The 24,079-nt window shown below is 74.5% G+C and carries 25 protein-coding genes; 11 read left to right on the forward strand and 14 right to left on the reverse strand.

Features of this window, described 5'->3' with window-relative positions; all coding sequences use genetic code 11:
- Positions 1 to 43: 43 nt before the first annotated feature.
- Positions 44 to 517 (forward strand): ribonuclease HI, encoded by a 474-nt coding sequence (gene rnhA / locus AB0B39_RS22485; RefSeq protein ID WP_007459445.1) that lies wholly within the window; start codon positions 44 to 46, stop codon positions 515 to 517.
- Here rnhA and AB0B39_RS22490 read toward each other — a convergent pair.
- The 3 genes from AB0B39_RS22490 to AB0B39_RS22500 form a co-directional block, all read right to left on the reverse strand.
- A complete protein-coding gene (locus AB0B39_RS22490) occupies positions 514 to 768 on the reverse strand; it encodes a preprotein translocase YidC (RefSeq protein ID WP_234591488.1) in 255 nt (84 codons plus the stop codon). The two genes, rnhA and AB0B39_RS22490, sit on opposite strands and share 4 nt — an antisense overlap.
- Positions 769 to 988: 220 nt before the next feature.
- Positions 989 to 1,876: a pentapeptide repeat-containing protein gene (locus AB0B39_RS22495; RefSeq protein ID WP_357575274.1), complete on the reverse strand. Its 888-nt coding sequence runs from the start codon at positions 1,874 to 1,876 to the stop codon at positions 989 to 991.
- Between the two features lie 76 nt (positions 1,877 to 1,952).
- Positions 1,953 to 3,059: a DUF5919 domain-containing protein gene (locus tag AB0B39_RS22500; RefSeq protein ID WP_357489936.1), complete on the reverse strand. Its 1,107-nt coding sequence runs from the start codon at positions 3,057 to 3,059 to the stop codon at positions 1,953 to 1,955.
- Between the two features lie 165 nt (positions 3,060 to 3,224).
- Here AB0B39_RS22500 and AB0B39_RS22505 point away from each other — a divergent pair, with 165 nt between their 5' ends.
- Positions 3,225 to 3,833, forward strand: coding sequence for a hypothetical protein (locus AB0B39_RS22505; protein ID WP_357489938.1), 609 nt, complete (start codon positions 3,225 to 3,227; stop codon positions 3,831 to 3,833).
- Between the two features lie 6 nt (positions 3,834 to 3,839).
- On the opposite strand, the gene AB0B39_RS22510 is transcribed toward AB0B39_RS22505, so the two are convergent.
- Complete coding sequence (locus AB0B39_RS22510) at positions 3,840 to 4,646, reverse strand: SDR family oxidoreductase (RefSeq protein WP_357575275.1); 807 nt, start codon at positions 4,644 to 4,646, stop codon at positions 3,840 to 3,842.
- 42 nt (positions 4,647 to 4,688) lie between these two features.
- Between AB0B39_RS22510 and AB0B39_RS22515 the strand changes: the two genes are divergently transcribed.
- Both AB0B39_RS22515 and AB0B39_RS22520 read left to right on the forward strand, forming a co-directional pair.
- Positions 4,689 to 5,291, forward strand: coding sequence for an MBL fold metallo-hydrolase (locus tag AB0B39_RS22515; protein WP_357575276.1), 603 nt, complete (start codon positions 4,689 to 4,691; stop codon positions 5,289 to 5,291).
- A 181-nt stretch (positions 5,292 to 5,472) separates the two neighbouring features.
- A complete protein-coding gene (locus tag AB0B39_RS22520) occupies positions 5,473 to 6,504 on the forward strand; it encodes a PHB depolymerase family esterase (RefSeq protein WP_234591504.1) in 1,032 nt (343 codons plus the stop codon).
- Here the strand turns inward: AB0B39_RS22520 and AB0B39_RS22525 are convergent.
- On the reverse strand, positions 6,473 to 7,216 hold the full coding sequence (locus tag AB0B39_RS22525; protein ID WP_357489946.1) for a phenylalanine--tRNA ligase beta subunit-related protein: 744 nt from the start codon (positions 7,214 to 7,216) through the stop codon (positions 6,473 to 6,475). The two genes, AB0B39_RS22520 and AB0B39_RS22525, sit on opposite strands and share 32 nt — an antisense overlap.
- Positions 7,217 to 7,224: 8 nt before the next feature.
- Positions 7,225 to 7,836: a LysE family translocator gene (locus tag AB0B39_RS22530; RefSeq protein ID WP_234591506.1), complete on the reverse strand. Its 612-nt coding sequence runs from the start codon at positions 7,834 to 7,836 to the stop codon at positions 7,225 to 7,227.
- A 62-nt stretch (positions 7,837 to 7,898) separates the two neighbouring features.
- Between AB0B39_RS22530 and AB0B39_RS22535 the strand changes: the two genes are divergently transcribed.
- A complete protein-coding gene (locus AB0B39_RS22535) occupies positions 7,899 to 9,461 on the forward strand; it encodes a PLP-dependent aminotransferase family protein (protein ID WP_357575277.1) in 1,563 nt (520 codons plus the stop codon).
- Here AB0B39_RS22535 and AB0B39_RS22540 read toward each other — a convergent pair.
- From AB0B39_RS22540 to AB0B39_RS22570, 7 genes are all read right to left on the reverse strand, one after another.
- The gene (locus AB0B39_RS22540; RefSeq protein ID WP_357575278.1) at positions 9,405 to 10,835 is read right to left on the reverse strand and encodes a DUF6297 family protein; all 1,431 of its coding nucleotides are present in this window, start codon (positions 10,833 to 10,835) and stop codon (positions 9,405 to 9,407) included. The two genes, AB0B39_RS22535 and AB0B39_RS22540, sit on opposite strands and share 57 nt — an antisense overlap.
- Complete coding sequence (locus tag AB0B39_RS22545) at positions 10,832 to 11,455, reverse strand: ABC transporter ATP-binding protein (protein ID WP_357575279.1); 624 nt, start codon at positions 11,453 to 11,455, stop codon at positions 10,832 to 10,834. The genes AB0B39_RS22540 and AB0B39_RS22545 overlap by 4 nt, the downstream gene beginning before the upstream one ends.
- Before the next feature lie 72 nt (positions 11,456 to 11,527).
- Complete coding sequence (locus AB0B39_RS22550) at positions 11,528 to 13,906, reverse strand: tetratricopeptide repeat protein (RefSeq protein WP_357575280.1); 2,379 nt, start codon at positions 13,904 to 13,906, stop codon at positions 11,528 to 11,530.
- Positions 13,903 to 15,672 carry an ABC transporter permease subunit gene (locus AB0B39_RS22555; RefSeq protein ID WP_357489958.1) on the reverse strand — a complete coding sequence of 590 codons (1,770 nt, stop codon included), beginning with the start codon at positions 15,670 to 15,672 and terminating at the stop codon, positions 13,903 to 13,905. The genes AB0B39_RS22550 and AB0B39_RS22555 overlap by 4 nt, the downstream gene beginning before the upstream one ends.
- Positions 15,669 to 16,946 (reverse strand): extracellular solute-binding protein, encoded by a 1,278-nt coding sequence (locus tag AB0B39_RS22560; RefSeq protein WP_357575281.1) that lies wholly within the window; start codon positions 16,944 to 16,946, stop codon positions 15,669 to 15,671. Before AB0B39_RS22560 ends, AB0B39_RS22555 begins: the two co-directional genes overlap by 4 nt.
- Positions 16,943 to 17,575 (reverse strand): ATP-binding cassette domain-containing protein, encoded by a 633-nt coding sequence (locus tag AB0B39_RS22565; protein WP_357489962.1) that lies wholly within the window; start codon positions 17,573 to 17,575, stop codon positions 16,943 to 16,945. Before AB0B39_RS22565 ends, AB0B39_RS22560 begins: the two co-directional genes overlap by 4 nt.
- Before the next feature lie 89 nt (positions 17,576 to 17,664).
- Positions 17,665 to 18,657 carry a WYL domain-containing protein gene (locus AB0B39_RS22570; protein ID WP_357489964.1) on the reverse strand — a complete coding sequence of 331 codons (993 nt, stop codon included), beginning with the start codon at positions 18,655 to 18,657 and terminating at the stop codon, positions 17,665 to 17,667.
- 44 nt (positions 18,658 to 18,701) lie between these two features.
- Between AB0B39_RS22570 and AB0B39_RS22575 the strand changes: the two genes are divergently transcribed.
- Genes AB0B39_RS22575 through AB0B39_RS22600 form a run of 6 tightly spaced genes read left to right on the forward strand, consistent with a single transcriptional unit; the run spans position 18,702 to position 22,600 of the window.
- The gene (locus tag AB0B39_RS22575) at positions 18,702 to 19,181 is read left to right on the forward strand and encodes a hypothetical protein (protein ID WP_357575282.1); all 480 of its coding nucleotides are present in this window, start codon (positions 18,702 to 18,704) and stop codon (positions 19,179 to 19,181) included.
- On the forward strand, positions 19,181 to 19,411 hold the full coding sequence (locus AB0B39_RS22580) for a hypothetical protein (RefSeq protein ID WP_357575283.1): 231 nt from the start codon (positions 19,181 to 19,183) through the stop codon (positions 19,409 to 19,411). Before AB0B39_RS22575 ends, AB0B39_RS22580 begins: the two co-directional genes overlap by 1 nt.
- The gene (locus tag AB0B39_RS22585) at positions 19,408 to 19,641 is read left to right on the forward strand and encodes a hypothetical protein (RefSeq protein ID WP_357575284.1); all 234 of its coding nucleotides are present in this window, start codon (positions 19,408 to 19,410) and stop codon (positions 19,639 to 19,641) included. The genes AB0B39_RS22580 and AB0B39_RS22585 overlap by 4 nt, the downstream gene beginning before the upstream one ends.
- A 10-nt stretch (positions 19,642 to 19,651) precedes the next feature.
- Complete coding sequence (locus AB0B39_RS22590) at positions 19,652 to 20,191, forward strand: PH domain-containing protein (RefSeq protein ID WP_357575285.1); 540 nt, start codon at positions 19,652 to 19,654, stop codon at positions 20,189 to 20,191.
- Between the two features lie 59 nt (positions 20,192 to 20,250).
- Positions 20,251 to 21,741: an NAD(P)/FAD-dependent oxidoreductase gene (locus AB0B39_RS22595; RefSeq protein ID WP_357575286.1), complete on the forward strand. Its 1,491-nt coding sequence runs from the start codon at positions 20,251 to 20,253 to the stop codon at positions 21,739 to 21,741.
- Entirely contained in the window at positions 21,728 to 22,600 is an 873-nt protein-coding gene (locus tag AB0B39_RS22600; protein ID WP_357575287.1) for an SDR family oxidoreductase, read from the forward strand. The genes AB0B39_RS22595 and AB0B39_RS22600 overlap by 14 nt, the downstream gene beginning before the upstream one ends.
- Here AB0B39_RS22600 and AB0B39_RS22605 read toward each other — a convergent pair whose 3' ends face one another.
- Complete coding sequence (locus AB0B39_RS22605; protein WP_357489975.1) at positions 22,601 to 24,079, reverse strand: cryptochrome/photolyase family protein; 1,479 nt, start codon at positions 24,077 to 24,079, stop codon at positions 22,601 to 22,603.

Consider the following 24,079-nt stretch of genomic DNA (forward strand, 5'->3'; position numbering starts at 1 on the left):
CCGACGGGTCGGCGCGAGGTCGCCGCCGGGTAGGTTGCCTGCCATGGTGGACGCGGCGGCCGGCAGGGGCGTGCAGATCTGGACCGACGGGGCGTGCAGCGGCAATCCCGGACCGGGCGGCTGGGGCGCGCTGCTGCGCTACGGCGACCACGAGCGGGAGCTGTGCGGCGGCGAGGCCACCCCGACGACCAACAACCGGATGGAGCTGATGGCTGCCATCCAGGCCCTGGAGAGCCTGAACCGGCCGGTCACCGTCGAGCTGCACACCGACAGCACCTACGTGCGCAACGGCATCACGAGCTGGCTGGCGTCGTGGAAGCGCAACGGCTGGCGCACGGCCGCGAAGCAGCCGGTCAAGAACGCCGACCTGTGGCAGCGGCTGGAGGCGGCCTGCGAGCGGCACGAGGTCACCTGGCTGTGGGTGAAGGGGCACAACGGTCACCCGGAGAACGAGCGCGCCGACGGTCTGGCCAACAAGGGCATGACCGAGGCGCGGGCGGCGCTGGCGAGCCGCTAGGTCGTCCGCCCGGATCGGCGGGTCGCGTCGGGGTGCCCCGGCATGCTCGACCCGCCGCCGCTGCTGCCGGAGGAGCCGCCGGTCATCCCCGAGCTGTTGTCCTCGGTGACGATGTCCGGTGGCACGTCGGTATCGGCCGGCGGCGGGACTTCGGTGTCCGCCTCGACCTGCACCAACGGCACCTGGCCGGCCTCGTCCTCGCTGTGCTGCGGGTCGCCCGGCAGCTCGCCGTCGCGCTTTCGGAAGCCCACGCCGTGCCCCCCGTCGATACCGGTCCGAGTCGGCCGTGGCTACCCGGCGTCATCACCCCGAAACCTCTCCCGGCGGCAGCAGCCGTCCCGGTGAACGGCTCCCTCCCGGCGAGCGGTTCCGGCGGGCGCAGGGACCGCCGACGGGTGAGGGACCGCCGGCGGGTGAGGGGCCGGCCGGAGGTGGCGGTGCCCGCGTACGCGCGGCTCGCCGCACCCGCCGTCAGCGGCGGCGGCCCCGGCGGGTCGGGGCGGCGGCCCGTGCGGGGCGGCGCACCGGCGTGAGCGCCAGCGCCGTCCAGTGCGCCGGCCGGGCCAGCGTCGCCGGCACTGCGGTGCGGACGTCACCCCGGGCGGCGTCCAGCTGGGCCTGGTGCAGGAACAGGGTGGCGCGCAGGTCCGCGCCGCGCAGGTCGGCCCCGCGCAGGTCGGCGCCCGTGACGTCGGCCAGACTCAGGTCGACGCCGCGCAGGTCGGCGCCGACCAGCAGCGCGCCGCGCAGGTTGGCCCGGCGCAGGTCCGTCCGGCGCAGGTCCGCACCGAGGAGCTGCGCGCCCCGCCGATCGAGCCCGCCGGGGGAGCGGGCCGCGTCACTGGCCCGCGACAGGAGCGGGTTGACGCGGGCCCGGTGCGCGTCGACGTCAACGCCGCGCAGCCGCGCCGGGTCACCGTCGGCGAGCGCGGCGATCTCGGCGCGGGCGCGATCCAGCTCGGCGCGCAGCGCGGCCGGTGGGCGCAGCGACACCGCCTCGCCGAGATACCAGAGCAGTTCGTGCAGCGGACGCAGCACCGTGAACGCCTCGGCCATCGCGGGCAGTGTCTCCGGGGCGTCGCGCCAGTCCCGTCCACCGAAGGTGACCTGGGCGACCTGCTGCCCGGCCCCGAAGCAGTCGAAGACCGTGCAGCCGGCGAACCCCCGCTCCCGCAGCTCGGTGTGGATGCCGCAGCGGTGATCCGGGCGCAGGTTCGGGCAGGGCCGTCCGGCCGGCTTGTCGATGGCGAAGTCGGCCGACGCGGCGAAGGCGGGAACCACGCAGCACAACCCGAAACAGCGCGCGCAGTCGGCACGCAGATGCGACGGCGGCGACGGCGGCGCGGGATCTGTCGACACGGGGGAACGGTCCTCCTGGCGATCGAGGCGGCGACCCCATTGTCCCGCGCCTCGGCCCGACCCAGCGGGTCGGGGGTCACCGTCCGTGCGCGTCGCCGGCCGCCGCGGAGCGGGGAGCGGGGGTACGCGAACCATCCGGCGGCGGCACCAGCCGGCGGATCTCCCGCTGCCCGTCGCCGCCGCCGTACTTCTGGTCGAAGTGCCGGCGTACGGTGGCGGCCGGCGTCCGGTCCCCGTCGACCGGCTCGGCCAGGGCGAACACGCCCGGGGCGCCGCCCGGCGCGCGTGGTGGCAGCACGGCCCGCACGGTCAGCGGCCCGGTCACCTTGAACACTCCGCAGTCGACGTAGTGCTGCCCGTCCACGCTCACGTAGGGCACCTGCACCTCGACCACGTCGGAGTCGTCGTGGCGCAGCGTGACGGCGACCGACCAGTACCGCTCCAGGTTGACGGTTGCCTGCTCGTGCTCCCACAGCTCCTCGAACCGGGCGTGCACGAACCCGCCCCAGGGGCTGTCCATGTCCACCTCGAGCTGGGGCACGTTGAACGACAGCTTCCCGATCGGGAAGAACGAGATCAGCGCCCGGCTGTCCCACTGGTAGAGCTGGATGGACGGGGACGCGTCGTAGAGCCGAACCTGCAACCGGTGCCGCAGTCGGGCGTCGAGCGAGTCCTGGAACAGCGCCAGGTGGCGCAGGTTGGTGCGGATCTGGCGCGGCACGTCCACCCGCTGCCGTTCCAACTCCTCCGAGCGCTGCTGCGCGGCCGTGCAGTCCGGGTCCAGCAGGAGCAACTGCACCTGCGCGCCGTTGGCGAGCGCCGCCCGCATCCCCCGCAGCGCCTCCTCGCGCTGCGTGTCCTCCAGCAGGATCGTCCAGGTGTCCAGGATCCGCACCCGGCGTCCGGAGCGGTACAGCCGGGCCACGAAGGCGTGCTGGTCGAAGCTCAGGTGCTCCTGCACACGCGCCCTGCGGGCCTCCTCGAACAGCGGGTCGAAGATGACGTACGAGATGGCCGCGAGCACCACGCTGGAGCCGATGTTGAGCAGCAGGTCGCTGAGGAAGCCGCTGCTGCGCCAGGCGGCCAGCAGCATCACGAGGGCGATCCCGAGTAGCGCGCCGCCGACGCCGAACGCACGTCGTTGCCGGCCGCCACGGTTACCCCGACCAGCCCACTCGGGCATCCGGTCCCCTTTCCGTCCTGGCCCACCGATCATCGAGATGCGGAGGATACGTGCCGGCTTTGCCGCTCGCTGTCCTGTTCGCGACCGACGCGTTCGCCGACCCGGCCGCCCGAACCGCTCTTATGGTGACGGTAACGGGGTCGGGCGAGCGCGGAAGGTGACGGTGTGGACGACGCGGAACGCGAGAAGGCGCTGCTGAGCGTCCTCAGCACCGAGCACTACGCCCTACAGACGTCCCGCTCCGGCACGATCGACGAGGCCACCGGACGCGCCACCATCTTCCTGTCCGTGCTGTCGGCGGCCCTGATCGGCCTCGGCTTCGCCGCCGGCAACGACAAGGTGGTCCGGCCCTACCTGGGCGCGGTGTTGCCCATCCTGGTGATCATCGGGATCCTGACCTTCCTGCGGCTGGTGGAGACCACCGTGGAGAACTCGCTGGACCTGAAGCGGATTCAGCGCATCCGCGCCTACTACCACCATCGTCTGGCCAGCGAGCACGACTTCTTCGCCGACGCGGTGGTCTCCGAGGACACTGCGCAGGCGGCCTGGACGATGGTGGGCACCCGGCCGGGGCGCTGGGAGTTCCTGCTCACCACGGCGGCGCTCGTGGGCGCGGTCAACGCGGCGCTCGTCGGGTCGGGCGTCGCCCTGCTGCTCGGCATGGTCGGGCGCTGGCACTGGCTGATGGTCGTCGCGGGGGTGGCGGTCGCGCTGGCGGCGTTCGCGGCCCAGTTCGCGTACATCCTTTGGACGTCGGCGGGACGCACGGCCTGAGGGCACTCAGACCCGACGCCAGTCGTCGCTGGCGAGCGCGTTGGCCTGCGGACCCATCAGCAGCATGCCACCATCGACGGGCCAGGACGCCCCGGTGACGTAGCTGGCGGCAGGCGAGGCCAGCAGTGCGACCACTGCCGCCACCTCCCGGGCGTCGCCGGGCCGTCCCACCGGCACGCCGGGCCGGTCCTGGGTGAACGGGTCGACGTCCTCCTGACCGGTCATCGGCGTGGCGATCTCGCCCGGCGCGACGGCGTTGACGGTGATCCCGTCGGCGGCCAACTCCTGGGCCATCACCCGGGTCAGCAGTCCCAGGCCGCCCTTCGCGGCGCAGTACGCGGCGGAACCCACCCGCGGCGCGTGCTCGTGCACGCTGGTGATGTTGATGATCCGTCCGCCGGCGCCGACGGCCCGCATCCGTCGCGCGGCCCGCTGCGCGCACAGAAAGGGCGCGTCGAGGTCCACGGCGAGCACCTCGCGCCACTGGTCCCAGCCGGTGTCGACGAACGGCGTCGAAGCGCCAGTACCGGCGTTGTTGACCAGCACCCCGATGCCGCCGAGCCGGTCGGCCAACTCGTCGATCACCGCCGCCGCGTCCGGCAGGCGGGTGAAGTCCACCTCGGCGACCTCGCACCGCCGCCCGGTGGCGCGGACCTCGGTCGCGGTCCGTTCGGCGCCGTCGGGGTCGCCGTACCAGGTGATGCCGATGTCGAAGCCGGCCTCGGCCAGGGCTACCGCGCTGGCCTTGCCGATGCCGGAGTCCGCGCCGGTGACCACGGCGATCCTCGGGTAGTTGTCGTATCGCTGGGGCATTGCTGCGCAGTACCCCGACCGGGCGCGGCGTACCGTCGCCGGATGCGGATCACCCGATACACGCACTCCTGCGTCCGCGTCGAGCACGACGGCGGCGTGCTGGTCGTCGACCCGGGCACCTGGAGCGAGCCGGGCGCGCTCGCCGGCGCGGACGCCGTCCTGGTCACCCACGAACACACCGACCACGTGGACGTGCTGCGCCTGGCCGGGCTGGGCGTCCCGGTGTACGCCCCGGAGGGCGCCCGGCTGCCCGACCTCGCCCCGCTGCCGGTGACGCGGGTACGCGCGGGGCAACGCTTCACCGCCGCCGGCATCACCGTCAGCGCGCACGGTGGCCGGCACGCCGCCATCCACGAGGGCCAGCCGGACTGCCCCAACCTCGGCTACCTGATCGGCGACGGGCTCTACCACCCGGGCGACTCGGTGCACGTGCCGGACGAGCCGGTGCACACCCTGCTCGTTCCCGCCCAGGGGTCGTGGCTGCGCCTGGACGAGGCGATCCGCTTCGCCCGCGCGGTGGGCGCCGCCGTCACGTACCCGATCCACGACGCGCAGCTCAACGACCGTGGTCTGGCCAGCGTCGCCGGCTGGTTCGCCGAGACCATCCCCGGCTACCGCCACCTCGCCCCGGGCGACACCGCCTGAGCGACCGCGTCGTCGCAGCAGTGGGAACCTCGTCGGGCGCGTCACCGGGACCGTCGTGGGTGGTCGGGGCACACACCGACATCGACGAGCGTGTCGGTCGGGCTCATGTCGGGTGTGGCCTGCGTCACGGTAGCTTCGGCGCACGCCGACGCCCCCGACGGCGCTGCCGAGGAGAACGTTCATGACCCCACCGCGCCGAACCGCCACCGCCGTGACCGCCGTCCTGCTGCTGATCCTGACCATCGCGGCCCCCGCCCAGGCCGCCACCCCCGCCACCACATCGCCCGTCTCCGGGTCGTTGGGCACCTACAACATCTCCGGGGTGTACGTCGCCGGCGTGTCCTCCGGTGGCTACATGGCGACCCAGCTGCACGTCGCCTACTCGTCCCGGATCCGGGGCGCTGCCGTCTTCGCGGCGGGCCCGTACTACTGCTCGCAGAACACCGTCGCCCAGGCGCTCTACGGCTGCGGTGACAACCTGTACCCGACGAACGTGTCCGCCCTGCAGACGTACACCAGGACCTGGGCGACGTACGGCTGGGTCGACCCGGTCGGCAACCTCTCCGGCGACCCGGTGTACGTGTTCCACGGCGCCAACGACACCTCCGTCAAGAAGTCCGTCACCGACGACCTGGTCCGCTACTACCAGCACTTCGGGGCCAGCGTGCAGTACGACAGCGGCTCGGCCGCCGGTCACTCGTGGGTCACGCCGTACGGCACGTCCGGGTGTACGGCCACCGCCTCGCCGTTCCTCAACGACTGCGGCACCGACCCCCAGAACGCCCTGCTGCGCAAGCTGCTCGGCGGGGTGAACGCGCCAAATCCCGCGGCTCTCGGTGGCCGGCTCGTGCGCTTCGACCAGAACACCTTCGCGGTCAACGGCTGGGCCAACGGGCTGAGCATGGACGCCAACGGCTTCGCCTACGTCCCGTCGGCCTGCGCCGCCGGGCAGTCGTGCCGGCTGCTTGTCGCCCTGCACGGCTGCGCCCAGGGGTACGGGTCGGTGGGCACGGCTTTCGTCGACCGGGCCAACCTCAACCAGTACGCGGACACCAACAACCTGGTCGTGCTCTACCCGCAGGCGGGCACGGCCCTGAGCAACCCGAACGGCTGCTGGGACTGGTGGGGCTACCTGGGCGCGACCAACTTCCCGATCAAGGGCGGCGCGCAGGTGGAGTCCATCATGAACATGGTCCGCCGGCTGGACGGCTGAGGGTGGTGGCCGCCGGGGCGCCGAAGCGGGGCGCGGCGGCGGTGAGCACCGCGGCTGTCGCCGGGACGGACCACCCGTCGGTCAGCTCCGCCACCAGGGTGTCGACCAGCCGGGTCACGGCCGGCTCGGCGCCCTGGTGCAGCGCCTCGGCGACGATCAGCACCGACGAGGTGCCCGCCCGTACGGCGGACCATCCGCTCTGCCGGTTCGTCCATCGCCGGGCGTGCGCCCGCCCGACCGAGTCGACGAAGGTGACCTCGCCCGGGTCGGGGTGCTCGGTGTCGCCGGCGAAACTCAGGTACGTCTCGTCGCCGTGCGCCGGCCGGACCACCAGGTCGCCGTCGACCCGGTCCAGGTCGAGAACGGCAACGGGGATGGCGTAGGCCGCCGAGACGGCGTTGCAGAGATCGACCAGCGGGTGCACGCGGGGCAGTTCGCCGTCCAGACGGAGCCGGCGCAGCAGGGCTTCGGCCGCGCACCGGTACCTGGTAGGTCGTAAGCCCATGGCCGCGTACGCTCGCCGCCACGCCTGGATCTCCGGGAACCCGCTCTCGCTGCCGTCAGCGGTCAACCGCCGTCGGGCCTCGGCGAGGTGGTCGGCCGTGCTCCCCGTCCGGTCGGCGTCGGCGGTGATCCCGTCGGCGACGTGCACCACACCGGCGATCAGGTCGGGATGTGCGGCGCGAAGCTGCGCCGAGTGCTCGAACTGCATGGGACTTCCTATCGTTCGGTGAGGGCGAGCGTCACGCCGAGCGCGACGAACGTGCCGGCGACGGACCGGCGCAGCCAGTCGGTGACGCGGGGGCGGGTCAGCACCCGGTCCCGCAGGCGGGCGGCGAAGACGCCGTAGCCGCTGAACACCACGAAGGTGAGCAGCATGAACACCACGCCGCAGGCGAGCATCGCCCGGGCCGAGCCCGGGGCGGTGGTGTCCACGAACTGCGGCAGGAACGCGACGAAGAACAGCGTCGGCTTCGGGTTGAGCAGGTTGACCAGCACACCGGAGACGATCACCCGGGCCGCCGAGCGGGGTGGGCGCTCGCTCGTCGCCGCGAAGGCGCTGCGGTCGCGGATCGTCGACCAGCCCAGGTAGAGCAGGTAGCCGACGCCCAGGTACCGGACGGCCTCGAACGCCGTGGCGCTCGCCTGCAACAGCGCCGCCAGCCCGGTCAACGCCGCCAGCAGGTGTGGCACCACGCCCAGCGTGCAGGCGAACGCGGCCAGCACGCCCGCCCGGGCGCCCCGGGACAGTCCGGCGGAGAGGGTGAAGAACACCCCGGTGCCGGGGGTGATCACCACGATCAGGGCGGTGATCAGAAAGGGGATGCTCACGGTCGTCCTCCGGTGGAGTCGGGCGGGGTGTCTGCGACCCACTCTCCTGCCAAGATGGACCGGTGAGCAGGGCCAAACCGAACGACTCCGAGAGGTCCATAACGGCCGGCTCGGATTTTCTGCACCTCACCGTCGCCGACGCGCCCCCCGGCGGGCGTGCCGACTGGCTCGCCGGCCGGCTGCGCCAGGCGATCGCCGAGGGGCGGGTGCCGATCGGCGCCCGGCTCCCCGCCACCCGGGTGCTCGCCGCCGACCTCGGCGTCTCCCGGGGCGTGGTCACCGAGGCGTACCAGCGGCTCACCGAGGAGGGGCACCTCGCCGGCCGGGGCCGGGCCGGGACGTTGGTCGTCGGCGCCCCGGGAGCGCCGCCCGCGCCGCCCCCCGCCCCGGCCGCGCCGGCGGAACCGGCTGTGCTCTTCCCGCCGACGCCCGGCAGCGACATCTTCGACGCGGTACGCGCGGCCCGCGCGACGATCGACCTGACCCCCGGCGTACCCGACCTGACCGCCTTTCCCCGCGCGGACTGGCTGCGGTCGGAACGCGCCGTGCTCGGCCGTGTCGCCGCGGCGGACCTCGGGTACGGCGACCCGTGCGGGGCGCCCGCGCTGCGCGGGGCCGTCGCCGCCTGGCTGGCCCGCAACCGGGGCATCACCGTCGACCCCGTCGACGTGATCATCGTGGCCGGGGTGTCGCAGGCGGTCGGGCTCCTGGCCCAGGCGCTCCGCCCGGCCGGCATCGATCACATCGCGGTCGAGGAGCCCGGTTCGCTCGGCGTACGGCAGCACCTGAACAACTGGCAGGTCGTCACCCCGCCGGTCCGCGTGGACGACGCCGGGCTGCGGGTCGACGAGCTGGTCGCCAGCGGCCTGCCCGCGGTGTTGCTCACGCCCGCGCACCAGTTTCCGACCGGCGTGGTGCTCGACGGTGACCGGCGTCGCCAACTCCTGGACTGGGCACGGGCCGGCGGTCTGATCATCGAGGACGACTACGACGCCGAGCACCGCTACGACCGGCCCCCGGTGCCGGCGCTGCGGGGGCTGCTGCCCGAGCAGGTCTGCTACGCCGGAAGCGTGTCCAAACTGCTCGCCCCGGCGCTGCGGGTCGGCTGGCTGCTCGTGCCGCAGCGACTGCGCGCCGCGGTGGTGGCCGCCAAACGCAACGCCGACCTGGGCAACGCGGTGCTGCCGCAGCTGGTCCTGGCGGAGCTGATGACCTCCGGCGCGCTGGAACGGCACCTGCGGCTGCTGCGCCGCCGGCACACCCGCCGCCGGGACGCGATGATCACCGCCCTGGCCCGGCACCTGCCCACCGCCACCGTGCACGGCGCCGCGGCCGGACTGCACCTGACGATCACCCTGGACGACGCCGCCGTGGCGGACACGGAACTGGCGGCGGCGACACTGGCGCGCGGGGTGAAGGTGCAGCCCCTGTCGTGGCACTGCCAACGGCCCCACCGGCCCGGCCTCGTGCTCGGCTACGCGGCCCGGACGGCGACGGAGATCGACGAGGGCGTCGCCGCCGTCGCCGCCGTCGCCGCCGCGCTGGCGCCGACGAATCGGCCGGCTCGCTCAGCCCAGGAAGAGCTGCACGAGCACGAGCACGGCCAGCAGCGCCGGCCCGCGTGAGCCCTGGCGCAGCAGGTCGACCGGGACCATCCCGAACGGCGTGTTGACAGTCGCGCCGCCGTAGTTGATCGGCGGGCGGGTGCCGGCCCGCCAGGCGGCGGCCACCACCCCGACCGCAAGCGTCGGCGCCAGCCAGGCCGGGCCGGCGTCGAGGGTCGGCAGACTCGGCAGGGTCAGCAGCCACCACAGGCCCGCGCCGACCGCCGGCACCACCACGTGGATACCGCGCAGCGCCGCGTCGCTGCCACCGAGCGCCCGGCGCAGCCCGGGTGACCGACTGACCGCGCGCAGGCCCCCGGTGAGCCGGTCGGTGGCGAAGTAGGCGAACACCACCTGGGTGGCGCCGGCGAGCCCGGGCAGGGCGAGCGCGGCAGCGTACTGGACGCCGATCAGCCCGGCCCAGATCAGCAGGGCGCTGGGGTGGCGCCGCAGTCGGCGTACGTCGGCCTGCAGCAGCGCCCACCAGGCCGGGCCGGGCAGGAAACGGCGGCTGCGGACCCGGCCGATGCGCCGCCACCGCCGGCTCTCCACCAGGCTGGTGAGCATGCTCGGGTCGAGCAGGATCGTGGCCGTCGCGGCGGCGTTGGCGAACTGCGCGCCGGTCGTCAGCGTGGCCCGGTCCACCCGGGGCAGCGCGCGTACGGCGAGAACCGTGCCCAGGACCGCGAGGGGCACCCCGACAGCGACAAGCGCGCCGGTCGGCAGCGCCGCCGGCCGGGGCAGTTCGTCGCCGAGGCGACCGGCGATCACCACGAGAGTGGCGACGACGGCGGCCGTCACCATCGGCGTCGCCCCGACCACCGTCGGCCAGCGGCGGCCGGCCCGACTGCTCTGGGCGACGACGCTCAGGGCGAGCGCGGCGGCGCCCCACCCGGCGCCGGCCGCCGCGGCCCAGCCCACCGCACCCAGCTGGGTGACACCGCCCAGCACGGCCACGGCCACCGCGAGCAGCGCCGTGCCGGCCGCCGCTCCCGCCAGCAGGACGCCCAGGCGCGGCGCCAGCCAGGCCCGCCGGTCCACCGGAGCGCTGGTCACCCAGCTCTGGGTGGCCGGGGTGACCAGCAACGGGCCGAGCGCGCGCAGACCCCGCCAGGCGAGCCCCGCGCCGGCCAGCAGCGCGGCGACCGCCAGCCACCAGCGCACCCCCGCGTCGGCCCGGCCCACGGTGGGGGAGACCAGCACGTCGCGGCTGGCGCTGACCGCGAACCAGCCGTACATGCCCACGAAGAGCACGATGACGTACGCGTCGCCCAGCACGTCGCCGAGCGAGTGCTCGTGGTGGCGGCGGCGGGCCCGGCGCAGGTGCGTACGCACCTGTCGGGCGGTGGGCAGCCCGGCGGGTGTCTGGGCGAGCGTGGCCGGCGGGGCGCTCACCGACCGATCTCGATCCGCTCGTCGACCACCGCGTCGATCAGCTCCGGGTCGTGCGAGGCCAGCAGCACTGCGGTGCCGGCGTCCCGTTCCCGGCGCAGCCGATCGGCCAGCCACTGCCGGCCGCGCACGTCCAACCGCTGCTCCGGCTCGTCCAGGATCAGCACCCGGCGGGGGCGCACGAAGCACGACGCCAGCGCCAGCCGGCGGCGCTGCCCACTGGACAGGGTCACCGGCAGCTGGTCGCGGGCCGGTTCCAGGCCCAGCTCGGCGAGCACCTCCTCGACCGGCTCGGCGCTGCCCCCGTGGGCGTACGCGACCAGCTCCAGGTGCTCGACAACCGACAGGTCGGGAAAGAAGTCGATGTCGTCCAGGGCGGCCGCGACCAGGGCACGCACCTGCGGGTCGGTCTCGTCGGCCCGGTACCCGTGCACCCGCACCTCACCCGCGTCCGGCCGGTCGGCGCCCACCACACACCGCAGCAGGGTGGTCTTGCCGCTGCCGTTGGGGCCCAGCACCACCGCGATCCGACCCGGCGCCACCGTGAAGCTCACGTCGTCGAGCACGACCAGGTTGCCGAAGTTGCGGCTGAGTCCCCGCACCGAGAGAGCGTCCACGGTCACACACTCTCCCAGACCCGTGCCACCGACCAACGCGAGCGATGGACATCACGTCGGCGCGGCGGGACGAGCCGCTCAGGAGCCGGCTTGCGTCACGTCGACGTCCTGCTCCAGGCGGCCGTCCGCGGCGGCCAGCGCCCGGTCGTCGTCGACCTCCTCGGCCACCGTCGCCGCGTCCGCCCAGAGCCGCCGCGCCTCGGCCCCGTCGCCCAGCGCGGCGGCGGCGTCGCCCAGGTACAGCAGGGTGCGGCCCAGCCCCGCTGTCGGCCGGGTCTCCGCCCGCAGCCGCCGGCTCTCGGCCAGCAGCTCGTACGCCGCCCGCGCCTGCCCCGGCGTGCTGGTCAGCAGCGTCGCCCCGGCGTTGAGCAGCGCCGCGGCGCGGCTGGTCGGGTCGTTGACGGACTCGTATTCGCGCAGCGCGGCCCGCCACGCCTGCGCCGCGTCCAGGTGCTCGCCGAGGGTCGCGTGCACCAGCACCAGGTTGGTCAGCGCCGCGGCGTAGCCGCGCGCGTCACCCACCGACCGGAACGTGTTCGCCGCCCTGACCAGGTGGTGGTGCGCGGTGTCCAACTCACCCCGGGCCAGTTGCGCCGCGCCCAGGCCCAGGTCGGTGAGGGCATGCCCGGAGCGGTCCGCCGACGAGCGGTGCCGGCGGGACAGCTCCAGGTGCTCCACCGCGTCGTCGAGCTGCCCCAGATCGAGCAGGGCCAGGCCCAGGTTCATCCGTGCCTGGGCGGTGCCCCGCCGGCCGCGCTCGGCCACGGCGAGGGTGAGCGCGGCAGCCGCGCCCTGCGGGTCGTGCCGGCGCCGGCGCAGCACCCCCAGCTCGTTGTGCGCCCACCCGGCGATCTCCGGCCGGTCGTCGGCGGTCGGAGTGGCCAGGACCGTGCGGCAGACCTGCTCCCACTCGTCGAGTCGCTCGACGTGCGCGAGCCATCCGCACAGCGCCACGGCCAACCGGAACCACCACCTGCGGACCCGTCGGGGCAGCGTCTCGGCCGCTCCGGCCGGCACCCGGACCACCGCCAGCAGCAGCTCCTGGTGCAGGTCGAACCAGCCGTACGGGTCGTCGTCGAGTGGCAGCGACCACTCCCGGTCCGGTGGGGAGCCGAGCACGGCCAGGTTGGCCGCGTGTCGTTCGGCCCGCCGGGCCAGGTGCCGGGTCAGTCGGGCCTGCGCGGCGACCCGGGAGCGGGCCGGCTCGGCGTCGCGCAGGTGCAGCCGGGCGTTCGCGGCGAGCAGCGGGCGGACCTCGTACCGGTCGCCGCTCGCGCCGACCACGAACGCGGCGGCGGCCAGCTGGTCGAGAAGCCCGGTCACCCGCTCGGGGTGGCGGCGGGCCAGCGCGGCGATGGTCGGCCGGTCCACCGGGGCGGGGGTCAGCGACATCAGCCGGTACAGCCGACGCGCCTCGCGGGTCAGCGCCCGGTACGCGGTGTCCCGTTCGGTGACGAGTTGGGCCGCCGGCGACACGGCGACGCGCTGGTGCGGCGGGGTGCGCACCGCCCGGCGCAGCGCGTCCAGAACGTCGGAGTGCCGCCAGCCGTGCTGGGCGGTGCGGTAGCCGAGCGCCCGCACGGTGCGGGGCTGCCGTCCGCACAGGTCGACGATCTCGCGTACCGCCGGGTCGGTGCGTGGGTCGGCGCGGCGGATCCGGGCGGCGGGCGCGGCCCCACCGGCCGCCGCGAACAGCTCGACCGCCTCGTCCGGGCCGGGCTCGGCGATCCAGTGCTCCACCACGCCGCCGAGGCCGCTGAGGGCGGGGCCGCCGGCCAGCAGCAGCCGGCAGGTGCGGGCGGTCGGCGGCAGCAGCGCGCGGACCTGCTCGGGACGGTCGACGTTGTCCAGCACCAGCAGGATCTTGCGACCGTCGAGCTTGCGGCGCAGCGCGGCGGCGGCGGCCGCGAGGGCGTCCGGGCGGCCCGACGTCGGTGGGGCGGTGCCCAGGACGCCCGCCAGCGCGGTGAGCACCTGCCGTGCGGAGCGGGGACGACCGCCACGGCGCAGGTCGAAATGGTACTGCCCGTCCGGGAAGTCCTCCCGGCACAGGTTCGCCGCCTGGACGGCGCAGGCGGACGTGCCCACCGCCCGCCGGCCCAGCACCGCCACCGCGTGCTCGCGGGCGAGCAGGTCGAGCACCGCCTGGACGTGCTCCTCCCGGCCCGCGAACCCGGCCGTGTACGGCAGGGTGGGCACGTCGGTAGGCGGTGTGGTGACGACGTCGGTGGGCTCCGGGCCGGTCTGGCGGACGGCACGTCGTCGGCGCAGCTCGAACACCACGAAACCGACGCCGCCCACGACCGCGACCACGATGCTGGCCGGGCCGAGCACACTTGCCGCGAACTCGGACAGCAGGTTGCTGGCCAGGTTGCCGAACACCCCGCTGAGCAGCGTGCCGATCGTCACGAGCACCGGCCAGCGCGGCGCCCGGCCGGGACCGGTGGGGCCGGTCACCGGACGCCCCCGGAGACCAGCCCGGCGACGAGCTGCCGTCGGGCGAGCACCATCAGCACCACCGGAAGCACCGAGGCGAGCACCGACCCGGCGGCCAGGACGCCGCTGTTGGACACGAAGCCGCGGCTCTGCCCGGCCAGGAACAGCCCGAGTGGGGTGGCCTCCGGCCCGCTGAACAGCAGGCCCACCGCCAGGTCGTTCCAGACCTGGACGAACTCCAGCACGGAGACGGCGATCACGGCCGGCAGGTTGTGCCGGGCCAGCCGGTGCAGGGTGCCCCACCAGCGCCGACCGCCGAGCCGGGCGCCCCGCACCTGCTCGGCCGGCAGGTCCGCGAACGCGTTGCGCAGCACCAGCACCGCGAACGGCACCCCCAGCGCCACGTGCACCAGGGCCAGCCCGCGGGCGGTGCCGGAGGAGAGCACCACGCCCAGCACCTCGTTGACCGGCCCGGCGATCACCTGCACCGGGACGACGGTGGCGGCCATCAGCAGCAGCCCGGTCGCCTGCGCGGCCGGCCCGGTCAGCCACGCCAGCGGGTACGCGGCCAGCAGCGCGACGACCAGCACCGTGGCGGTCACGACGGTCGCCAACAGCAGCGTGAAGCCCAGCGCCCGCCACAGCTCGCCGCCACCGAGCAGCGCCGCGTAGGAGCCCGTCCCGGGCGGAGCCGACCACCAGCCGCGCGCGGCGGCGTCCACCTGCCCGTGCGCGGAGGTCGCCACGAGCACGACGAGCGGGATCAGCCAGGCCACCGCGCCGCCCGCGGCGAGCAGCCGGAACAGTCGTCGCGGCGGCGGGGTCGTCGGTGCGGGCCCGGGTGTCGCCTCGACGCGGGGTGGCGGCCACGCCTGGCGGACGAAGAACGCCGCCACCAGCATCCCGGCGGCCACCGCCACGAGCCAGACGACGCCGAGCGCGGCGCCCTGCCCGGTGGTGGTGCCACCCGAGGTCTGCCAGACCCGCAACGCGAGCACCGCCGCGTCGTCGCGGACCGACCCGGGCGTCATGACGAGGATCAGGTCGAAGGTCCGGCTGGTGCCGAGCGCCACCAGCGCGAAGACCACCGCGACGGTACGCAGCAGCAGCGGTCGCCACTGCGCGTCCCACAGGACGTGTCGTCGACCGCCGCCGTAGGCGCGGACCGCGTCGGCGAGGCTCGGTGGCAGCCGGTCCAGTGCGGCCCGGAAGACCAGCACGGCCAGACCCACCCAGGCCCAGACGAACGCCGACATCAGCGCCACCGTGACCAGGCCCGGCCCGAGCAGTTGCGGCGCGTTGTCGTCGGCGCGGCCGGTCAGCCGTGCCGCGAGCAGGGTGGCCAGGCCGCGGGTCGGGTCGGGGTCGTACATGAGGCGGAAGGTCACCCCGGTGACGACAAGCGGCAACGCCACCGGCACCAGCAGGATCAGGCGGACCAGCCCGCCCTCCTTCCAGCGGCGGGACGCCACGGCGAACAGGTAGCCAAGCGCCGTCACCACCGCCGGCACCAGCACCGCCCACAGCACCGTCCGGCCGACCACCGCGCCGGTGCCGGGCGCGGCGAGCGCCGCGCGGAAGTGCTCCGCGCCGACCCAGCGACCGTCGGTGGTGACGCTGGCGTGCAGCGTGCGCAGCACCGGCCACAGCACCAGCGCGCCGAGCAGCAGCGCGGCCGGCAGCAGCAGCGCGGAGGTCGCCCCGGCCGCCGGGTAGGCCCGGCCACGCCGGGGCGGGCCCACGTCGTCGAGCACCGCCAGCTCGCCGAGCACCTTGACCTGGCTCATCGGCCACCGCCCGCGTCGCGGGCCGCCGCCGCGAGCTGCCCGGTGGCCCGGCGAACCGCCTCACCGGCGGAGACACCGTCGGTGACGTCGGCGAAGAAGTCCTGCATGATCCGCCAGATGCCCACCCCGTCGGAGCCGGTGAACGGACCGGGCAGTTGGTCGGAGAGGTCGAAGTGCAGGGTGTCGGGGCCGCGCATCTCGCGGGCCAGCTGGCGACGGACCGGGTCGGCGTAGTCGGTGAGCGCGATGGTGGTGTTCGGCGACAGGTAGCCGCCGGCGCGCAGCCAGGGCTGGAACGAGTCGGCCCGGGTCAGCCACTCGACCAGCTCCACCCCGCCCCGGGCGTCGGCGAACACCACCGCCACGTCCCCGCCCACGATCAACGCGCCGCCGCCCGTGCCGGCGCTCGGGAACCGGAACGTGACGGGCTCCTCCGGGCCGCGCCGGAACCGGCCGACCACCTCGGCGGTGAAGTCGGCCTCGAAGACCATCACCGCGCGTCGGGAGCGCACCACCTGGATCACCGACTCCTCGTACTGGGTGAGCAGCGCGCGTCGGCCGCCGCCGGGGAAGGCGCCGTCGATGCTCCACAGCTCGGCGAGCCGGTCCAGGGTGTCGCGCACCGGCCGGCCCTGCCAGTCGGCGTCCGGCCCGGCGAGGGCGTCGTAGGCGGTCGGCGCGAGGTCGGCCAGCACGTTCTCGAACCAGTCGGTGAGCACCCAGCCGTCCGCCGCGCCGATCGCCAGCGGCGCCGGGCCGGCGCCGTGCCGGGCGAGCGCGCCGAGGCGGCGGGTCAGCGAGACCAGCCCGTCCCAGCTGGTCGGCTGCTCGGGCAGCATCGAGGGCAGGTGCCAGACCAGTGACTTGTGCGCGGCCTTGACCCAGACGCCGTAGCGCTGCCCGCCGGCCATCAACAGGTCGCTGAGCCCGATGGGCACCGCGTACTCGGTCGAGGGTCGCACCGGGCGTAGCCAGCCCCGCGCGGCGTACTCCGTCACCAGGCCGGGGCGCGACAGGATCGCCACGTCCGGCGAGGTGCCCGCGAGGTGACGGGCGCGCAGGAACGCGTCGATGTCGTTGCCGGCGCTGACCACGCGCACCGGGTGCGGATAGGTGGCCACGACCTCCCGGAAGCGGTCCAGCTCGCTGCCGCTCCACACCACTGCCACCTGCACCGAGGGGCTGCCGCCGGCACACCCGGCCGCGGTCGCCGCCGCGCCGGCCGCTGCGGCGCGCAGCAGCGTACGCCGGGTGAGGCGGCCGGCCGGCGTCACCGCAGCGCCTCGTCGGGCTCGGTGACCAGCTCGTGGTGGCGGGGGATCTCGGCGAGCGTGGCCGGGTCGGCGGTGCAGACGAGCACGGCCACCCCCGGCGCGTCCGGAGGCGCCAGTCGGGGCAGCAGGTCGGCGAGGCGGCTGCCGCCGGACGGGTCGACGGGCAGGTCGATCACGAGCACCTCGGGCAGGCAGACCGCCGCGCGGGCCAGTGCCACCCGGAAGCGCTGGGCGTCGGAGAGCAGGTGGGGCAGCAGATCCAGCGTCGGCGCCAGCTCCAGCCGGTCCACCACGGTGGCCGTCCAGTCGTCGGCCACCTCGTGCACCCGCTCGCGTTTGCGCTGGCCGTACTCGATGTTGCGGCGCACGGTGAGCTGCGGCAGCAGCGCCCCGCCGGCGGGCACGTAGCCGATCTGCCGGCGCGGCGGCGCGAGGGCCGTGACGTCCCGGTCACCGACCAGGATCCGCCCGGTGACCGGGGCGGCGAGCCCGGCCAGCACCCGGGCCACGGCGGTGCCGACCCGCTGCGGCGCGACCAGGGCGACCGTTTCACCGGACGGGACGTCGAGGGTCACCGGCCCGGTGCCGGGGACGGCGACCAGTGCGCGTAGTCGTAGCGTGGCCCTCACCTCCGGTGACCGCTGGTGCCCGTCCCAGGGTGGCACACCCTGCCGACAGTCGATGTCCCGCCGATCTTCCACTGTGGAAGCGGCGGTGGCTATCGGGTCGGCGGGCCGGCTGGGGCGTAGAGGGCGGCCAGCCCGGCGGCGGTGGCGGCCAGGCGGTCGCGGAGCGCGAGCGGGGTGAGCACCTCCACGTCGGCGCCGAGGCGCAGCAGGTCACCGTGGGCGTGGGTGAGCGACTCGATCGGCAGGACGGCGGTCACCCAGCCGTGCGCGTCGGGTGGCCCGGCGCTGGCGTCCACCGCGGACACCACCGGGTCGCTGCCGATCTCCCGCAGCCGTTCCCGGCCGGCGGGCGACAGCCGTACGGTGGCCTCGTCGCGGTGCAGCCGTTCCCGGAACCGGAGCACGTGCTCCCGCCACCAGGCCGGCAGGTCGAAGTCGGCAGGTCGGTCGAACTCCTGCGCCAGCGGGGTCAGCGCGAGGATCTGGTTGACCCGGTAGGTCGCCGGCTCGGCGCGGCCCGGCCGGGTGGCCACCACGTACCACCGGCCGCCCTTGAGCACCAGGCCGTACGGCTCCAGCACCCGGGTCACCTCGCCGCGCCAGCCGCGGTAGCGCACCTCGATGCGCTGCTGCCGCCAGACGGCCTCGGCGGTGCGGGCCAGCTCGGGGGAGGCGTCGCCGTCGGCGTACCAACCGGGTGTGTCCAGGTGGAAGCGTTGTTGCAGCTGGGTGGCCCGGTCGCGCAGGGGGGCGGGCAGCGCGGCGTGCAGCTTGAGTTGCAGGGCGGCCACCACGTCGCCGTAGCCCAGCTCGTCGGCGGGGCCGGGCAGCCCGGCCAGGAAGAGGCGGTCGGCCTCCTCGGCGGTCAGGCCGGTCAGCCGGGTCCGCCAGCCGTCGACGAGTTGGTAGCCGCCGGCGTGCCCGGCCTCGCCGTAGAGCGGGATGCCGGCGGCGTGCAGCGACTCCACGTCCCGGTAGATGGTGCGTGGGGAGACCGACAGCCGCTCGGCGAGCTGCGCGGCGGTCAGCCGGCCGTGCGACTGGAGCAGCAGCAGGACGGAGAGAAGTCGACTGGCCCGCACTTCACTGACACTAGCTGTCAGGGGAGTGGTCCTACCGTCCCGGCATGGCTTTTCGCGACAAGGATCTACGAACGCCGGGACCAGTCACCGCGGACGGCTGGCAGCTCAAGCGCTACCACATCGACCAGCCGGAGCGGCCTATCGAGCCGGAGGTGCGCAAGGCCGCGTACGATCTGCTGCCAGCGCTGCTGGCCCGCGCGGTGAGCGACGGCACCCCGGCCGCCGGCTGGGTGGTGCTGCACCGGGGCGCGGACACCGGCGCCTACCTGCTGGCGTACACCTGGGTGTGGGACAACGCGCTGCAAGTGCACATCGCGGTGGCCGGGCAGCCCGCGCTGGACTGCCCGGACGTCGACCCGACCCACTTCGTCGAGCTGGGTCGGCGCGAGGTCGGCTGCGTGTGGGAGCTGGCGGTGCTGGAGCACGAGCGGGCCGCCTGGGTCCGGCACATGCTGGTGCCCGAGGCTCCCGACCTGACCGGCTATCTGGATGACACGCGAGCGGAAGGGCCGGTGGGCCGCTGATGGGCGACTTCGACTTCTACGTGGGCACCTGGAACGTGGTCAACCGTCGGCTGCGCGAGCGGCTGACCGGCTGCGACGAGTGGGAGGAATTTCCCGGGGTGTCGGTCGCGCACAGCTTCTTCGGCGGCGGCGGCAACTTCGACGAGATCACCTTCCCGACCAAGGTTTCTCCGGCGCCACGATCAGGATCTTCGACCCGGCGAGCGGGCAGTGGTCGATCTACTGGATGAACAGCGGTCGGGGGGAGTTGGAGCAGCCGCCGATGGTGGGGCGTTTCGTCGACGGGGTGGGCCGCTTCTACGCCGACGACCAGCACGAGGGGCGGCCGGTCCGGTGCCGGTTCATCTGGTCGGGGATCACCGCGACCACGGCCCGCTGGGAGCAGGCGTTCTCGGTCGACGGCGAACGCACCTGGGAGACGAACTGGATCATGGAATCCACGCGAGCGTCCACCGACTAGCCTGCGGGCCATGCGCAGATGGCGGCGGATCAGCCCCTGGGGCGCGGCGCAGGCGGTCACCGGACTCACGCTGCTGGTCGGGTCGACGATGGCCGTCGCCGTGGTGGTCGCCGCCAGCCGTGGACCCGCCGACGGCAGGATCGATGCATCGGCGGCCTTCGGTCTGACCGGCGCGTTGCTGTTCCTCGGACTGTGGCTGACCGGCGTCCTGCGGATGTACCTCGCCGGGATCTACGTCAACGACCGGGGCGTACGGCTGCGGCACGTGTTCCGCACGCGGACCCTTCCCTGGCCGGAGGTGACCGGGTTCGAGGCCCGTCCCGCGCTGCTCCTCGGCGGGCCCACCGCGTGTGACGCCTGCTGGGTGCTGACGACCAACGGGGCGTTCGAGTCGGCGGTGCAGCGGCGTTCCAGGATGGCGAGCCTGCGCAAGAACAACGGCCCGGTGCTCTCGGCCGACGACTTCGCGCGGATGCTCGCCCGGCTCGACGCCGAGCGCGCCTCCCACCGTCACGGTCAGTTCGGCGGCCCGGCGGTGGTCTCGGGCTAGGTGCCCGGCGTCCGGGGCGGTGTTAGTGTCCGTCCACCGCCCCGGACGGGAGGAACGCGATGCCCTCCGACCACGTCGACGTGCTCATCATCGGCGCCGGCCTGTCCGGCATCGGCGCCGCCTGCCATCTGCGCCGCGACTGCCCCGACAAGACGTACGCGGTGCTGGAGGCACGGGACGCGATCGGTGGCACCTGGGACCTGTTCCGTTACCCCGGTATCCGGTCCGACTCGGACATGTTCACCCTCGGCTACTCGTTCCGGCCGTGGACCGACGCGACGGCCATCGCCGACGGCGCGGCCATCCGGGAGTACGTGCGCGACACCGCCCGGGAGTACGACGTGCAGCGCCACATCCGCTTCTCCCACCGGGTGACGCGCGCCGAGTGGGACAGCGGAACCGCCCGCTGGTCGGTGCACGCCGAGCGCACCGACACCGCCGAGACGGTGGTGCTGACCTGCTCGTTCCTGTTCGCCTGCACCGGCTACTACCGCTACGACGAGGGCTACACACCCACGCTGCCGGGCGTGGACGCGTACGCCGGGCGGCTGGTGCACCCGCAGCACTGGCCCGACGACCTGGATCACACCGGCCGGCGGGTGGTGGTGGTCGGCAGCGGCGCGACAGCCGTGACCCTGGTGCCGGCCCTGGCGCAGCGGGCCGCGCACGTGACGATGCTGCAACGCTCACCCACGTACGTCATCGCCCTGCCCTCGCGTGACCGGCTGGCCGGCGCGTTGCGGCGCCGGCTGCCGGCGAGCGCCGCGTACCGGGTGGTGCGGTGGAAGAACGTGCTGCTGTCCACTGTCAACTTCCAGCTCAGCCGGCGCGCGCCCGGCCTGGTCAAGCGGCTGCTCCGGCGCGGCGCGAAGCGCCAGCTGCCGGTCGGGTACGACGTCGACAGGCACTTCTCGCCCCGCTACGACCCGTGGGACCAGCGGCTCTGCGTGGTGCCCGACGGTGACCTGTTCACCGTCGTGCGGCAGGGGCGGGCGTCGGTGGTGACCGACACGATCGACACGTTCACCGCGCACGGGGTCCGGCTGGCCTCGGGCGACGAGCTGAGCGCCGACATCGTGGTGACCGCGACCGGGCTCAACCTGCTCGCGCTCGGTGGCCTGACACTGCGGGTGGACGGCGTCGACGTCGACCTTCCCGGGACCGTGGCCTACAAGGGCATGATGCTCTCCGGCGTGCCGAACTTCGCGCTGACCATCGGCTACACCAACGCGTCGTGGACCCTCAAGGCCGACCTGGTCGCCGGCTACGTCTGCCGGCTGCTGCGCCACCTGGACCGCACCGGCCAGCAGGTCGTCACCCCGCTCCCACCGCCCGACGCGCGGCGGGTGCCGCTCATCGACCTGCGCTCGGGCTACGTGCTGCGCAGCGTCGACGCGCTGCCCAGGCAGGGCGCGCGGGCGCCCTGGCGGCTGTACCAGAACTACGCCCGTGACGTGCTGCTGATGCGGCACGGCCGGCTCACCGACGAGGGGGTGCGGTTCTCCCGCCGCACCCGGCAGGAAAGGAGCACCGATCGTGCGCAGGTTTGAGTTCGCCGGCGCGACTGCCGTCGTGACCGGCGCGGCCAGCGGCATCGGCGCCGCGTTGGCGCACGGCCTGGCCGCTCGGGGCAGTGACCTGGTGCTGCTGGACCGCGACGCCGAGCGGTTGGACGCCGTCGCCGCCGCCATCCACGCCGCGCACCCGGACCGGCAGGTGCACACGTACCGGGTGGACCTCGCCGACGCGGCCGCCACCGCCCGGGTCGCGGTCGAGATCGGCCAGCGGCACCCACGCCTCCGCCTGCTGGTCAACAACGCCGGTGTCGGCCTCGGCGGGCGGTTCGACCAGGTGACGTTCGACGAGTTCAGCTGGGTGATCGACATCAACTTCCGGGCCGTGGCGCAGCTGACCCACGCGCTGCTGCCCGCCCTCAAGGCCGAGCCGGGCGCGCACCTGGTCAACATCTCCAGCCTGTTCGGGCTGATCGCGCCGGCCGGGCAGACCGCGTACGCGGCGAGCAAGTTCGCCGTCCGCGGCCTCACCGAGGCGCTGCGACACGAACTCGTCGACGACGGCATCGGTGTCACGTCGGTGCACCCCGGCGGGATCCGCACCCGGATCACCGAGAACGCCCGGGTCGGCAGCGGCGTGTCTATCGAGGAGTACACCGCCGGCCGGGCCCAGTTCGAGAAGCTGCTCACCATCGCCCCGGAGCGGGCCGCCGAGGTGATCCTGCGCGGCGTCGAGCGGCGCCGGGGCCGGGTGCTGATCGGCTGGTCGGCGAAACTCCCCGACCTGCTGGCCCGGATCCTGCCGGCGTCGTACAACCGGTTGCTGGTCGTCGGCCTGAACCGGGGCGTCGACCGGCAGGTGCCGATCCCGCCGCCCGTCGCGGACCCCACCTGATCACGGAGGGCTGCTGCCCCGCTTCTCCTCCTGCGCCAGCACCGCCTCGCGGTGCTCCGGCTCGTCTCGGCGGGCCAGCTCCGCGGCGAGCCGCGGGTCGGCCACCAGCCGCTCCCGGTTGCGGTGCAAAAAGCTCTCGAAACCCCCGGTGTACGGGCAGGCCAGCTCGCCGAGCGCCCGCTCGGGGGTGTAACGGCAGCCGGCGCAGTAGTCGCTGATCTCGTCGATGTCGGTGCCGTCCACCGCGTACGGGCGGGTGTCCACCCGGGCCAGGTCGGCGTACTGGCTCATGCCGATGACGGTCGCGTTCATCACCCAGTCGGTGCCGTCGACGAAGCAGCGCTGGAACCAGTCCGCCACCTCGGTGGGACGCCAACCCCGCTGCAACGCGTAGTTGCCGAGCACCAGCAGCCGGGGGCTGTGGTGCGTCCACGCCCGGTCCCGGACGGCGGCGAGCACGTCGGCCAGGCAGCGCGCCTCCACCGCGTCGGCGTCCAGCTCGGCGAACCACTGCGGCACCGGCTCGGTCGCGGCCAGCCAGTTCGCGCCCCGAAAGCGTGGCTCGTGGTACCAGTACAGCTGCCAGAGGAACTCCCGCCAGCCGAGCAGCCCGCGGATGAACGGCTCCACCGCCGTACGCGGCGCGGCGCCGGACCGCCACGCCTGCTCGGCGGCGCGGACGGCCGGCTCAGGGTGCAGCAATCCCAGGTTGAACGACGACGACAGCGCCGAGTGCGCGAACAGCGGATCGTCCGCGCTCATCACGTCGGCGTAGCGGCCGAACCCGGGCAGCCGGTACGTCAGGAAGTGCGCCAGCCGGGCCTGCGCCTCGGCGTGCGTGGCCGGGTGCTGCCGGGGGCCGTCGCGGCCGACGAACCGCACCCCGTCGGCGGCCCACCGGTCCAGGTCGCGGCGGACCTGCGCGTCGATGTCGTCCTCGACGATCGGCGGTGGAGGCGGCGGCGTAGCCGGCACGGCCGGGGCCTCCGAGCGGGGTCGGCGCGGCGCCGGGGTGCCACCGGACCCGCCGGTGCCCCGGGCCGAGCCGGTCAGCACGTCGTGCCAGCGACGGGCCTGCCGGTAGAAGTCAGCCATCCGCAGCGGACCCCGGCGGGTGCGGTCCGCCCATGCCGCGAAGTCGGCCTGGCTGGTGATGAAGCCGCGCGGCGGCAGCACGGTCAACCCGGGCGCCGAGCGGGCGAACTCCAGCGCGGCCCGGGAGTGCGGATGGCACACCTCCACCGGCTCGGCGACCTGGGCCAGGGCCTCGCGGAACGTGCCGGTACGCAGCAGCAGCGCCCGGTCGCCCAGCTCGGCGGCACGGTGGCGCACCGCGGAGAGGATCAGGTGCGCCTTCTGCCGGTGCATCGGCCGACGGCGAAACAGCTCCCGGACCTCCACCAGGAGGACCGGTTGATCGGGGTCGTCGAGGAAATGTGGCCCGAGTTGGTCGGCCAGCAACCATCGGCGGCGAGGCAT

The sequence above is a fragment of the Micromonospora sp. NPDC049114 genome, assembly GCF_040648635.1.
Taxonomy (GTDB): domain Bacteria; phylum Actinomycetota; class Actinomycetes; order Mycobacteriales; family Micromonosporaceae; genus Micromonospora.

Coding starts and splice junctions, on each gene's coding strand:
- rnhA (WP_007459445.1), top strand. CDS start 44: ATGGTGGACGCGGCGGCCGGCAGGGGCGTGCAGATCTGGACCGACGGG.
- AB0B39_RS22500 (WP_357489936.1), bottom strand. CDS start 3,059: ATGCCCGAGTGGGCTGGTCGGGGTAACCGTGGCGGCCGGCAACGACGT.
- AB0B39_RS22510 (WP_357575275.1), bottom strand. CDS start 4,646: ATGCCCCAGCGATACGACAACTACCCGAGGATCGCCGTGGTCACCGGC.
- AB0B39_RS22515 (WP_357575276.1), top strand. CDS start 4,689: ATGCGGATCACCCGATACACGCACTCCTGCGTCCGCGTCGAGCACGAC.
- AB0B39_RS22520 (WP_234591504.1), top strand. CDS start 5,473: ATGACCCCACCGCGCCGAACCGCCACCGCCGTGACCGCCGTCCTGCTG.
- AB0B39_RS22525 (WP_357489946.1), bottom strand. CDS start 7,216: ATGCAGTTCGAGCACTCGGCGCAGCTTCGCGCCGCACATCCCGACCTG.
- AB0B39_RS22555 (WP_357489958.1), bottom strand. CDS start 15,672: ATGAGCCAGGTCAAGGTGCTCGGCGAGCTGGCGGTGCTCGACGACGTG.
- AB0B39_RS22575 (WP_357575282.1), top strand. CDS start 18,702: ATGGCTTTTCGCGACAAGGATCTACGAACGCCGGGACCAGTCACCGCG.
- AB0B39_RS22580 (WP_357575283.1), top strand. CDS start 19,181: ATGGGCGACTTCGACTTCTACGTGGGCACCTGGAACGTGGTCAACCGT.
- AB0B39_RS22585 (WP_357575284.1), top strand. CDS start 19,408: ATGAACAGCGGTCGGGGGGAGTTGGAGCAGCCGCCGATGGTGGGGCGT.
- AB0B39_RS22590 (WP_357575285.1), top strand. CDS start 19,652: ATGCGCAGATGGCGGCGGATCAGCCCCTGGGGCGCGGCGCAGGCGGTC.
- AB0B39_RS22595 (WP_357575286.1), top strand. CDS start 20,251: ATGCCCTCCGACCACGTCGACGTGCTCATCATCGGCGCCGGCCTGTCC.
- AB0B39_RS22605 (WP_357489975.1), bottom strand. CDS start 24,079: ATGCCTCGCCGCCGATGGTTGCTGGCCGACCAACTCGGGCCACATTTC.